The sequence below is a fragment of the Pedobacter sp. JY14-1 genome (assembly GCF_029269825.1).
Lineage (GTDB): Bacteria > Bacteroidota > Bacteroidia > Sphingobacteriales > Sphingobacteriaceae > Pedobacter.
The window spans coordinates 61,386-74,534 of record NZ_JARJHU010000003.1 but is presented as its reverse complement, the minus strand read 5'-3'; the positions used below and the strand labels follow the sequence as shown (position 1 = coordinate 74,534).

8 protein-coding genes are annotated in these 13,149 nt (G+C 43.9%); 1 reads left to right on the top strand and 7 read right to left on the bottom strand.

What is annotated here, in order from left to right; all coding sequences use genetic code 11:
- Positions 1-5: 5 nt before the first annotated feature.
- A protein-coding gene (locus tag P2W84_RS06385) for an IS3 family transposase (protein ID WP_276089290.1) occupies positions 6-1,128 on the top strand; the annotation gives its coding sequence in 2 pieces (ribosomal slippage) (positions 6-253 and positions 252-1,128; 1,125 coding nt in all).
- Here P2W84_RS06385 and P2W84_RS06380 read toward each other — a convergent pair.
- The 7 genes from P2W84_RS06380 to P2W84_RS06350 all read right to left on the bottom strand — a co-directional run bounded on the left by P2W84_RS06380 (position 1,111) and on the right by P2W84_RS06350 (position 13,030).
- Positions 1,111-1,596 carry a pentapeptide repeat-containing protein gene (locus P2W84_RS06380; RefSeq protein WP_276089289.1) on the bottom strand — a complete coding sequence of 162 codons (486 nt, stop codon included), beginning with the start codon at positions 1,594-1,596 and terminating at the stop codon, positions 1,111-1,113. The two genes, P2W84_RS06385 and P2W84_RS06380, sit on opposite strands and share 18 nt — an antisense overlap.
- Positions 1,593-2,645 carry a pentapeptide repeat-containing protein gene (locus tag P2W84_RS06375; RefSeq protein ID WP_276089288.1) on the bottom strand — a complete coding sequence of 351 codons (1,053 nt, stop codon included), beginning with the start codon at positions 2,643-2,645 and terminating at the stop codon, positions 1,593-1,595. Before P2W84_RS06375 ends, P2W84_RS06380 begins: the two co-directional genes overlap by 4 nt.
- A gap of 8 nt (positions 2,646-2,653) precedes the next feature.
- Positions 2,654-6,427: a DUF6443 domain-containing protein gene (locus P2W84_RS06370; protein WP_276089287.1), complete on the bottom strand. Its 3,774-nt coding sequence runs from the start codon at positions 6,425-6,427 to the stop codon at positions 2,654-2,656.
- A complete protein-coding gene (locus tag P2W84_RS06365; protein WP_276089286.1) occupies positions 6,417-10,277 on the bottom strand; it encodes a PKD domain-containing protein in 3,861 nt (1,286 codons plus the stop codon). The genes P2W84_RS06370 and P2W84_RS06365 overlap by 11 nt, the downstream gene beginning before the upstream one ends.
- A 5-nt stretch (positions 10,278-10,282) precedes the next feature.
- On the bottom strand, positions 10,283-11,245 hold the full coding sequence (locus tag P2W84_RS06360) for a hypothetical protein (RefSeq protein WP_276089285.1): 963 nt from the start codon (positions 11,243-11,245) through the stop codon (positions 10,283-10,285).
- Positions 11,246-11,358: 113 nt separating this feature from the next.
- Entirely contained in the window at positions 11,359-11,643 is a 285-nt protein-coding gene (locus P2W84_RS06355) for a helix-turn-helix transcriptional regulator (protein ID WP_276089284.1), read from the bottom strand.
- A 205-nt stretch (positions 11,644-11,848) separates the two neighbouring features.
- Positions 11,849-13,030, bottom strand: a complete 1,182-nt coding sequence (locus P2W84_RS06350) for an ATP-binding protein (RefSeq protein ID WP_276089283.1) — start codon at positions 13,028-13,030, stop codon at positions 11,849-11,851.
- Positions 13,031-13,149: the final 119 nt, after the last annotated feature.

Here is a 13,149-nt window from a genome sequence, read left to right as displayed (position 1 = left end):
TTGCGATGAAAAAATCAAAATTTACAGAGGCTCAGATCGCTTTCGCACTGAAGCAGTCGGAAACGGGGACTCGGGTAGAAGAGATCTGCCGGAAGATGGGTATTTCTCAGGCTACGTTTTTCAACTGGAAGAAGAAGTACGGTGGCTTAGGGGTGAGTGAATTGCGCAGATTGCGACAGTTAGAAGAAGAGAATCATCAATTGAAAAAGCTGGTCGCCGACCTGAGCCTGGACAAGCAGATGCTACAGAAGTGATAAAAAAAAAGCTTTGAAGCCGGTGTTCCGCAAGCAGGCTGCCATATGGCTTCAGGACCAATATCGTATATCTGGCCGACGTGCCTGCCGGATGGTATGTTTGTCCAGTTCCATGTATTACTATCGGCATCAACCCCGCGAGGATGCGCATTTGCGCCTGCGTATACGGGACATAGCCCTTAGCAGAGTTCGATATGGTTTCTGGCGAATCTTTGTCCTGCTTAGACGGGAAGGCTTTACGGACAATCACAAACGCGTGTACCACGTGTACAAGGAAGAAGGGCTGAATCTTCGAAGTAAACGTCCTCGCAGAAGCCGTAGCGCGGCCCACCGTCTTCAGCGGTTGGATACTCCAGCGATCAATCGGGTTTGGAGCATGGATTTCGTGCAGGATGCCTTGTTCAACGGGTCTCGTTTCAGGATCCTTGCTGTAGTGGATAATTACAGTAAAAAGTGTCTCAGCTTATTAGTAGGCAAGTCGCTTAAAGGAGCCGATGTTCAACAGGAGTTGAGTAATATTGTGTTATGTGAAGGCGCTGTTCCGGAAAGAATTCAATGTGATAACGGCAGTGAATTTATATCCAAAGAAGTGGACCGCTGGGCGTATGAGAATAAAGTGACCTTAGACTTTTCAAGACCTGGGAAACCGACAGATAATCCTTATATTGAATCCTTTAACGGTAAGCTTAGGGACGAATGCCTTTCAGTCAATTGGTTCTTGAGCATGGAGGATGCTTGTGAGAAAATCGACGACTGGAGATGGGAGTATAATCACTTCCGCCCTCATAGCTCTTTGGAGGACTTATCTCCCCTGGAATTTATTACCTTGCATGAAAACACGTCCCGAAACTCCATTTTAGACTGCTCGGCTTAAAGCGAGGACGTCAAAGGTACAATGCTTATAAGAACCTGCATTAGCCCCAATATTCATATTTAAAAAGGAATATGATAAATCCGCTTTCTCAAAAAAACATTCGTAAAAATCTGAGGCATAAACTGAAAGTTCTTTGGCTTTTGTAAATTGAAATATGCAGTTGCTAAAAACGCATTCATGAAATATACCATAGCTAATATCTGAATAGGAAAAATCAACATCAATGAGTTTGGCACCCTTGAGCTTAAGGGTGCCAAACTTTTGAGTTAGCTGATGTTCTTTGTTTCCAATGGTACGTTCACTTTCAACTGTAGATAGAACTGCTCCTCTTAAATCCCATCTCCCACTATATTTCGTCAATCCCTCAACTCCATCAAGCGATACATTACGTTTTAAAGCCTCAAGGATTCTATTTAATAAGGAAATACCTTCACTCGATTTCCACCTATTAACCAGTTCTTTCTTCACCTATATTCACATACTTGCGATTCATAGCCTTCAACCAACTTGCTAACTTCTTTTATAAGGTTGAATAATTTATTTCCAAATTCCAGGCTACCGTCGTCATCTACCATTATAGATTTATCGATAAGATCTGCATTTTGGCACTTTCTTTCATCATTAAAATACAATAAATCAATAAGCTTTAAGGCCTTCTTTTTATCTGAAACCTCCCATTCCTGTTCGATTATTTCAATAACTTTATCATACACTTGTGAGAGATTCTTGACTAAAAGATATCGTTCATCTATCGGAAACTTACAGTACCTTAAATCAATTCCATTTACAAAGCTGACTCCGATTAATTCAGAATCACTAAAGTCAACATTAATCATTTTGTTTGGATATCCTTTCGGGTCTACTTTATTAAAAAAATAAAATAGTGATGGAATAGCTGATTCAGAATAACCTTTAAACCAACAAGAATTAACTTCACCTAAGAATGTTACATTTTTCATACGACTACCATCAAAATTAGTAGCGTAAAGATTACAATTCTTAAATAAACAAGCATCAACCACAGGAAATGAATATATACACTCTCTTAAATTACAATTTATAAATTCACAACCAGCAAATGACCCCGCATTCTTTCCTATATTAATATTCATAAAAGAATAGGATAAATCTACCTTTTCAAAAAAGCAATTATTAAAATCCGAGGCATAAATTCTGAGTTCCTTTGCTTTTGTACCTTGAAAAACGCAGTTACTAAAGATGCATAATTGGAACACGCTATAACTAATGTTTGCATAGGAAAAATCAACATCATTAAGTTTGGCACGTTTAAGCTTAAGCGTTCCAAATTTTTGAACCAACTGATGTTCTTTATTTCCAATGGTACGTTCATTTTCGACGGTCGACAAGACTGATCCTCTTAAATCCCATCTTCCATTGTGTTTTCCTAATCCCTTAATTTCGTCGAGTGGAATGTTATGTTTTAAGGCGTTCTGTACTCTATCCAAAAGTTCTTTCCCCTCATCTAACTTCCATCTGTTTATCAGCTCTTTGCTCATACTCAAATTTAATAGATTAATCCTATACCTCCCGCACCATATTTACTAACATGAGATCCCCACGACCCTATAGTTGTCACATCCCACCAGTAACCGTTTAGTAGTCCTTTGCCAACCATATCTGCACCGCGATTCATTGGATTGATAGTTAATATGCCTAATTTTTCAGCTGGAGCCAGTATTAGATTTCGACTTGCGCCTGCTCGGAAAGCTCTATCTATACCTTTTCCTCGCATCATTGCAGCGACCCCTTTGCTATTGGTTACACCTAATCGATAAGCTTCAGCAGCCGAAAGAGAAGGATTCTTAACCGCCTGCCTCAATACATACTTACCGGCTAACGTGACACTTCCCTTTACAACAGCTGTTACTGCTGCTTTAACAAGAAACACATCCGAAATTGCCAATGCGGCATTAAAAGCAGCCCAGCCGTAACGCCCATTTTGGAAATCGTTGATCGCTGCCCTGCCACTTCCCCAAACAGGAATGAAACTTTCCAATGTTCCTGGTTCGCCGACACTCTTATTCCTTTCAAAAACAGATACGAAATTGTTCCCTATTGTTCTGTTTGAATAGATCTTAGCTCTGGGATGGACAATGACCTCGTAAGAACCATCCGAATATCGAACAACTTCATTGATGTTCAATTCAAAATAGCCCTTTTCCCTAATACCTTCCGCAAACTTTTTATTTTCTTCTTCTGTATAGAATCTATAACCGCCTCCTGGCGTCCAGACACCTCCAAATGGTGAGCGCTTCAACTCTTCAACGATCTTATCAAAATCCGGCACAGGAGCAGCCCCGCTAGGATCCGTCAGCGAGATCGGATTATTGAACGCATAATTGTACACCGTATAATCCGTGTACTTATCCGCCATCGGGTCAACTCCATTGAACCTGCCCAGCACCGGGTCATAGTTCCTGAAGAACGTATTGTACAGATCAGGATCATCATCAAAATCCGAGATCCATTCAGAGCCGCTGTTGAACAGCTCCTTGTTCATATCCGTAGGCTTATAGATCGGTGCATGCTGCATACCGAAAGCATAATAACTGCTTTCCTGCCTTACCAGGGCTACACCGCCATTGTCTTCAAAGCTTACCCTTACATTGCCCAGATGGTCCTTAATGAAATACTCGTATTTCACTGTACCTCCGGCCAGGCGAACACGGCCCTCCTCGTGGCTCACATAGCTGATCGCGCCACCTTCATACACAAACTCATCCAGGTAACTCACCTGTTTGATCAAGCTGCCGCTTTGGTAAACTGACCGCCTGATCTTCTCACCTGAGGAGGTATAGTCAAATGAGATGTACTTGGTCGCATCCGAGATATAAGTGATCCTGGATACCTTTCCCAGGTCATTGTAAGTGTAATTGAACCCCTTGTTCTTGTCCTTGGTCAGGTTCCCGTCATCGTTATACTCATATTCTGTCGATTCATTGACACCATTTTTAAAGCCCACATTACCAGTACTGCCCAGCGGATCTTCGACTTTTACCAGCTGGTCCTGTTTGGTTGTGCCGTAGGTATAGCTCAGCTGGTCAATCTCCTGGGCGCCACTGCTGGTGCTGTTCCACATAAAGCGCCTTAAAGCGGTGATATTTCCGTTCAGGTCATATTTGATCTCCTTCTCACTGAAAGCATCCACCATAGCATTCCAGGAAGAACCCTGTTTCGCTTTGAACAGCGCGTCACGCAATTGGCCCAGCTTGTCATACCCATAAGTGTAACTGCGCTCAATGTCTGTATAGGCATTGCCCGTCATCTTAGAACGCCATTTCATCCCGGTGATCAAGCCGTTAAACTTAGCGGTATTGCCGATATCGGCCGACTGCTCGTAAAGCAGTTCCATACCAAACACATCGTTAACTTCCTCGTTGTAATTGTCAGAAGTTAAACCAGGGTTGTTGATTCGCGTCAGCCAGCCGCGGATATTGTACTGGTAGTCCACCGACTGAAGGAAGCCGCCGATACTGGCGCTGAACACCGAGCCCGATGCTGCCTGGAAACCCGGCGCCAGCGTTATGCCGTTAGAAGCAATTACAGTCTTGGTCTGGCCTGAAGCCACATTGTCGTTTTGGTCCAGGGTAAGATCTGCAGGAATGTTAGTCCCATTGCCCAGCATACCCAGGTTCTTATCTACCAGTTGGCCAAGTTCATTATATTCATATTGGGCAATTACTTGTGCAGACTGGCTGTTCACCTGGTGGCTGATACGCTTTAACCGGTTTACAGCGTCATAGGTATAGGATTGCACCGTCTTTTGTTCGGTCCCTGTATTTTTCTTGTTAACCTTCTGCTTAATTGTCCCATCAAAATTGTAAACCACCGTCCTGATGTCATTCAGTGCAGAAGCGAGGACATTATTGCTCTTGACCTGAACCATTTCTCCCCGGGCATTGTAGAACATTACTTTCTGCAGCCAGGTTGTCGTTCCCACTACCTTGCTTTTTAATACCGTCAGGTTGCCCTGTCCGCTACCCTGAGCTGGTTCATCAGCGCCGAGGCTTTGTGCAGTATAGATGTAATCATCTGTCCCATTCGCATCCAGATCATAGGTGTCGTAATAATATACGCCCGTTACATCACTGCTGGTAATGGCCGTCGGAAAGGTCACATTCGTATAGCCCTCCAGCGTCGTCCCCATCTTCTCGCAATAGCTTACAGAAGAATTGGTATAATCGAAAGTCTGAACATAAGCCTGCATGGCAGCATAAGTCGTCCTGGTGTTGTCCACGATGATCCCTTCCATCACCGGACGGTTCATCTGGTCATACTTCGTAAAACTCCACTTGTTCTGGCTCCTCAACTTTGCATTCTGCAGCAATACCGGACGGTCCTGTTTGTCATATATAATATATACCCAGGCAGAAGAAGGCGTTTTGCGCTGGATAAGTTTACCTTCATCATCATAGCCATATTTAAAGACATTGTTGTCTGCATCGTTGGTACTCAACACCCAGCTGGCCGCCTTCATCGCGGCTACGACCTTTGGAGGGATAACCATATTCAGCGCGCCGGAATAGGCATAGACATAGTATGTCTCTTTGTACTGGTAATAAACACCGCCAATGGTCTCATCTACCAGTTGCCGCTTCAAAATGACATTTTCAGCTTTATCCTTGAAGATCATCATCTTCATCCCTTCCTCATCCGTCGTCTCCTCAACCGTCAACAGACCAGCACCATAAAAGCCCGTGCTGGTAGCATCAGGTTTCAATAGCCTGACCTGATCCGCAGATGTATTGGTCCTGCTGGAATAGGTCTTTATTTTCCCGGTTGAAATCTGCCAGTTTGCGCCATAACTGCCTTCCTGCAAAAGCCGCTGCATAGGGCTGTTCTCATAGACCAGCTGAGCATAAGGCGCGTTGTCTTTTGCATATTTCCCGACACTTGTCAAAGCGTAAAAAGACTGCTGGTCAGACACTGAACTGCCTTGAAACTGCAAACCAGTAGTTTTCGCATAAGGCAGGTAATCCATACTGACACCGCCCATTGTGTTGTACTCGGTAAAGGAAACCAGATCGGTCTTATCTCCTTTTCCCGCATTTTGGTAAACTTCCTGGATATTACGGCCGTTACCATCCAGAAACCTGCGGCTCACCATTTTCTGGCTCGGGTTCAACAGGAACACATCCAGTTTAGTTTTTGCCCCAGATGCTTTGATCACCTGTGTCTCTATATAAGCAGGAGAAGTGACCTCCTGAACCAATGTTTGCGCAAACGCTATACTGCCCCAAAGAACAGCTATAGCTAATAATAATAGTTTATTCTTCATGAGGATTAGGGCAATTTCCACTTTTATAAAATTCTACGATGACCGAACCGGAGTATCCTACGATCCCGCAAGATGCGGTCACCTTACATCTTAACTCTGTTAAACCTTCCACATAAGGCACTGTATGCTGGTTTTGGTTAGTACCTACTGATGTCCAGGTATTGGTTCCGTTGATCCGTTGTTCCCATTGGTACTGATAAGTTGCACCTGAAGCACAGCCTGAAATACCGGTGACATACACCTTGCTTCCGGAAGACGGCGCAGGAAACCCTGATGTACAATCACCCATTGTCGTCGGATTTATGCCACAGATGTCTTTTCGCATTGGCCCGGCAACACAAATGCTTACGAGCAGCTTTACCTGGAAAGATTGCGAAGAGGTCACTGTCCCGAATTCCGGATGGTAAGCAGTAAGTGTCACTGTGTACGAGGCAGCCCCGGGAGCGAAGGTGTGCGAAACTTGCGGATCGTAGGTTTCAACAGCAGTCGTACCATCTCCAAAATTCCAGGTATACTTTACTCCGGTAAGGCAATTGTTATTCGTACTGAAAGCCATAGGCGTATTGACCGATATCTGCGCCCCGGACATGCTGAAGCTTGCTGATAATGCCGTCCCGATATTATTGTAGTTCCTGTAACTTTCAACCTTAACAATATTTCTGCTGGCATCCCGGGTTATTGTCGGCCTTCCTTTGCCATCATACTCATAATAAGCAGTCTTGCCGGAGGAATTCGTCTCCGATGCCTTGCCAAAAGGATAGCTGTAATGGATGAACTGGTAATTGATCTCTTCAGGGCTAAAGGCGACATCATCAACAAATACCGGTGAAGAAGCACTCAACTTAATCGTCGAGCTCGACGGGATTGCCGCTACATTAATGTGTTTCTGATAAAACACGTAATCACTGGAAACACCGACATTGATGGTCGCAACAGCCACATTATTGAGTGAAACCGTAACAACACCAGCCGCAGATGCCTTTGCCCAGAAGTTGACATTATATGTCCTGCTGCCCGTAAGCTTTGTAAAGGTCCTGGACAGGTAATTACTCGTTTTTAAAGTCCCTGCAAGAATCCCGGTGTGTGCATCTGTTGTATAATCTGCAGGGACAAATCCGCTTTCCGTAAAATTGGAGATACCACCTTCAAAGCTCGTGAAGGCAACATTTGCAAGCTCGGCACCCGTGAAAACCACTGAAGGAACGGTCAGGAATGAAGAATACATCAATCCTGATTTTACCCGCTTTTCAGTAATTCCTTGTGGAGCATCGTACGAATTGAAATAAGTAAATGCCTGCTGGGTCTTATAATTCGCATGATAGACTATAGACGTACCGTTAAAGGAAACTGCCGAAACACCGGATAATCCTGTCAGACTGTTTAATGTTTTGATCTCTTTAACTACAGGATTGCCGTTTAAAGCGTTTTTCTTGTAAAGGAACAATTTCCCTCCATAAACTTTGAATACTGAAGCCCCCGGTTCCTGCCGCTGTTCCAGTTCCTCCAGAACCACATCTTTTATGTATTTCTGATTGAGCAGGTATATTCCTTCCGCAACAGAGTCTGCGGCGATCTGACCGGCTCCTATAGAAAAATCGCCGCTATAGGTATAGCTGGTTTTTAGGGTAGTATTATCACTATTAATGATTGTCTTACTGCGGACATTTTTATCCGGAGCAGAATTGTCGTAGTTAACTTCTGTAAAAATGGTGTTTGTAGACGTCCCGGTATCGAAAGTGGTTTCTTTCTCGCGTTTCAACACTTTTGCATTAACGGTCAATCCGTAACGGCTAAATAACAAGTTGCCATACAGCAGATCGAAACCCATTCCGTAAATAACCTGAGGGGAAGTAGTATAATCTTCGTATTCGTATTCCGATGCACTGACCTGTTTACCACTTTCGGTAAACACTTTAGATTCCAGCAACAATCCTTCTGCATACTCCTGGTTTTCTTTATATGGGAAAGGATACTGGGCGTAACCCTTCTTCACAGGCAGTCCGGCGGGCTTGGAGCCACTGCACGCCATTGCCGGGTAAACTAAACTGTTTGTCTCCGCGGCCCAAAGATTCACCGGGGTATTGTATTTGTATTCCGTTTTACCGTTACCGGTTTCCTTTTCGGTTACATACTGATAGATCACGGAATGATCGGAAGCGTTATCCTGATCTGCATCACTGATAACGGTTAAGTATTTCCAGTAATCTGCAGATTGCTGAGAAACCTGCGCCAATACCTGGGCATTCGTCAATGTTGCAGAACTATTGTTTGGATGTGCAAAGCTGTTGACTGTAGCCGCAACTTGCGGCAAAGCTTTAATGGTTCCCGAAGTTCTGCTTTGACCGGGGATATTGTAAGCATATTCCGTAACTGATGCCTTGGCAGGGCTGATCCCGTCAAAATGGGTCAGCTTCTTCAACCTGATACCCGAGCCTTTGATCTCCACATTCCCATCCTGGTCCCAAAAACTATTACTTTCATACTCAAAATAAGAGCTGCCGCCCGTAGGATAAGTGACTTTCGACATTACCCCGGCAGTGAGAGATGTCTCATCAATAACCGGATCAGATCCGTTTAAGGCATAGTTTTCACCAGAATATCCAGACAGGGGATAGGGCTTATAAAGCCCCGATGCTCCGGTGAGTCCCGGAAATACATTCAATTGTCTCTTGGTAAGCAGATTATTGAAATAACCCCAACTATCATACTTATCTGAATTTGTCGCCGGAAGAGTTGAAGGGTTATAATACGAGAATTTGTAAAGAATTGAAGTACAGCCATTCGACGTCTCTCTAACTTCCGTCAGAAAATCCCGGTTGGAAAACTGTGTCTCCACCAGTTGTATACTTACGTTGCCCGCTCCATTGCCAACATTAAAAATAGTTGGGGTATAACCGATACTGACTTGCTGTAAAGTGGTAGAAGTGATCTTATTCAGTATCTTCCTTGAACCCGATGTAGACACTGTATATAAAGGAACTTTGCTAAAGGTGTTGGTTCCGGTACTATAACTGGAAAGCGTAGGTTGTGAGCTTGCAGGATCAATAGTGGCCTGGCTGTATTCGTAGGTGATCTTGTTTGATTCACTGTCATAAGTCGTGATCTTATCTAAATGCCAGGTAGTAATATAGGTAATGGCCGTTTTGAAATACTCATAATCCCGGTTAAAGACATCAAGGCTCGAGTTGGTGTAAACTTTGGCGACAGACCTGGTTTCAACATCCGCGCTTTTAAAGGTATATTTTACGCCGTCACGGTTAGTGATGACGAAATAAGGATTAGCTGTTGCCTGATCAAGAAATTCAATTTTCAGGTCTTGTGCCGGTATGGCCCTGAAAGTATTGGTATTGTCAAGAACCAATTTGCAGCTCAGTCCCGGAGCACTTACCATAAACCAGTCTGGTTCCGAATCAAGCGTATATCCCCAGTTGGTAAGTATCGAATTGCGGTTAGTCGCTTCATCCGTACAGGTATTAGGGTTATTATCATCAGAAACAGAGAAACTTTGTGCCAGGCCCTGAATACCGGAATTCAACCAGCCTTTCCTGGCATCTCCAGATTTCTGATATTCATCAGGAAGACCCTTCAGTACCCTGGTAATCTCTCCTGTACCCTGTAGGTTCCAGCCAACGGGCATATCACCGGAAACGCTCTGTTGTTTCACCTTCACAGACTGTGCATTGTAATCTAAAGACAGCTTACTTTCAAATCCTTTAATCTTAAAGCTGGCTAAAGGAACCGATACAGAAGCCCTACCTCTCAGATGATCAACGTTAATTTCGTTTTGCGCCTGTGTCGCTAATGTTGAAGCCAATGCTAACAAAAACAAGCAACTTATTTTCTTCTTCATATAATTTACTGTTTTTTATTTTCAACCACTTGCTCAAGCACCTTCATCTTCTTCTCCATCTCAATCAAATGCAACGTCAGCTCCTCAATCTTTTCCAGCAGCTTCTTATTCATCTCGCCCAGTTCCACACCATTCTCTTTCACCTCCTTCGCCGAAGGAATACCCGGCAAATGTCCCTTTTCTTTAATGTGTCTTTCCGTTTCAGAAAGCGCAGGCAATTCATAACTCCTTTCAAATACATAATCCGGCCAGTTGGTTGCCTCCACCTTAACCTCCTTCGCTCTGATCTTACCGTTTACAGAAAGCTTTTCACCTGGAGAAACTGTCCCGATTCCAACATTTCCACCAGATCCAATGATCATGCTTACCGTACCGGTATAATTAGCGTTCGCTGTAGCAGCTCCTGGTGCTTTAGTATAGAAAAGAATGCTTCCCTGATTGGGTCTAGAATTTCCGGGGATCAATATTGCAGAGCCCGACATCGTGGCATGTGTCTTAGCCAGTTTTAACTCATCACCGTCACTGCAGAATAAATTGGAGGAAATCAGTACAGATCCATGATTGTTTGACGAGAAATTAACGAAGTTCTTTGTGCTGGTCAGATTGTCTATTTGTCCTGTGCCGACCTGATAACTGCTGATCTGGCCGTTAACGTCAAATTTCGATTGGGGGCTGGAGGTTCCTATACCTACGTTATCCAGAAAAAACGAATTACCACGAACAGCAAGACCGCCGCCGCCGATCTTTATTCCATAACCGACCCCGGAAGCTGGATCGACAAAAGTGAAATTAGAGAACCTCGATTCGGCTCCGACACTTGATAAGCCTCCTCTGATATCCAAAAGGTAACCTGCACTTGGGGATGTAGTTCCGATACCAACCGACCCTGTAGAAGGAAAGGTGTTTTGAGCAAACGATACCTGCTGCATTCCCAATGCAACGAAAAGCGTTAAATAGATTTTTTTCATGATGTCAAGTTTGTTATCCTGGTCATATCACCAGACCATACAAACCTAGACACCACACCAATTCACATCAAGAGTAACTTTATTCGCCCCAGTACATAAAGTATGACTGACAGTTATATTTTATGCCTGAGCGTTGTATTTCTCTGGAGCAGCTCCACTAACTGTGGGTTGGGTTTGGTCAAAAGCAGTTCTGCAGTTTCTTCGGATGTCAACGTTAAAATTTCGGAAATCTGACGGAGCAGGTAAGCATCATACTTGGTTGTACCCGCCTCTATCCGGCTGTATGTCGGCTGTGAAATCCCGAGCGCCGAAGCTATATATTTTTGCGGCAGCTCCTTCCTCCTCCTGTAATACCTGATGATTTCGCCACTTAACTTATAAAAGGTCTCCTTATCCATAAAGCGTTAGTCTAATATATCATTGATCAAATACCCGCCTTATCTTCTCAGGCAAGACTGATTACTTGGGCTAAAACATCTCCTTCTGCAACAAAAAATCTTCCAGATTGTCCGTAGAAATGACCGCCGTTTCGGCGCCTGTATCGCGACAAAATTCATTCGATTTGTCGAGATACTATGGAAGACGTAAGCGTACGAATTATCTCTAGCTCCAAAGCTCATGATCAAGAACTTCCTTTAGAAAAGGTATGACCCCCCATACCTGTGTCTTATCATCCAATTGATATACCCCTCTGTCTCCGGGGACAATCACAAAAGCCCGGTCAATCTTCAGATCTTCGAGCACATTGTAAAAACCTTTAGACAACGATGGACTATTTGAATATTTAATTTCCACAGCAGCAACCGGCTTAATGCCATCCACCAGGATCAGGTCGCACTCTGCCCCCTGGTGTGTACGGTAATAGTACAACTCCAGGTGCTTAGGCTTTAATTGATAAATTTGTTCAATTACATATCCTTCCCAAGACGCGCCCACCATCAGATTTAGCGGAAGTTCATCTGCGCTTCTTATTCTGTTCAACTGGTGCAGCAATCCGCTATCCCTGATATACACCTTAGGAGATTTGGTTACCCGCTTTTCTACGTTAACGTACCAGGCTGGCAGTTGTCTGACCATGAAAGCGCCTTCCATGAATTCAAGATAACGCTTTACCGTATTGCTCGTAACACCCAATGCCCGCGCGTAATTTTCTGCAGTCCAGATGCTGCCATTATTCGCCGCCAGCATATACCAGAAATTCCGGATTAGCACTTCCGACAGATTCACCCCAAATAACAGGCTAAGGTCCCTTTCAATATATGCCCGAATGAAATTCTCAGCCCAAAGCATAAATAATCCATCCGTTTCGCTGGTTAACGCCGTAGGAAAACCTCCCCGGTACCAGTGCTTTTTCATGGAAATTCCATGATCAAGCGCTTCCAGAAGATTTATAGGCGCCATCTCTGCAAAAGCGATCCGGCCAGCCAAGGATTCAGAGACGCCTTTCACCAATAACGGTGATGCCGATCCAGTAAGAATAAACCGTCCCGGCCTCCGATTCTGATCGATGATGGGCCTTAGCTTTCTGAATAGATCCGGCATACGCTGAATTTCATCCAATACGATACAAGAATCAACGTAATTTGCAAAAAGGAAGCCCGGATCTTTCATACGCGCCAGGTCATCATCATCCTCCAGATCAAAGTAAATCACCTTTTCTGTACTGTTTTTAAGAAGCGCTCTGGTCAAAGTAGTTTTTCCTACCTGCCTTGGCCCCAATAACGCAATCGCCGGAAATGCTTTTAATAGCAGTTCTATATCCTTTCGAATCAAACGTTCAATCATAAAGATAAATCTAGCACATTACCATGAAAAAACGAAATGTAATTTAAGATTTTCATGGTAATTAGGCGGCTAAATAGCATACTTACGATGCAGTAACTCCTGGATTCGTCCAAAAATGA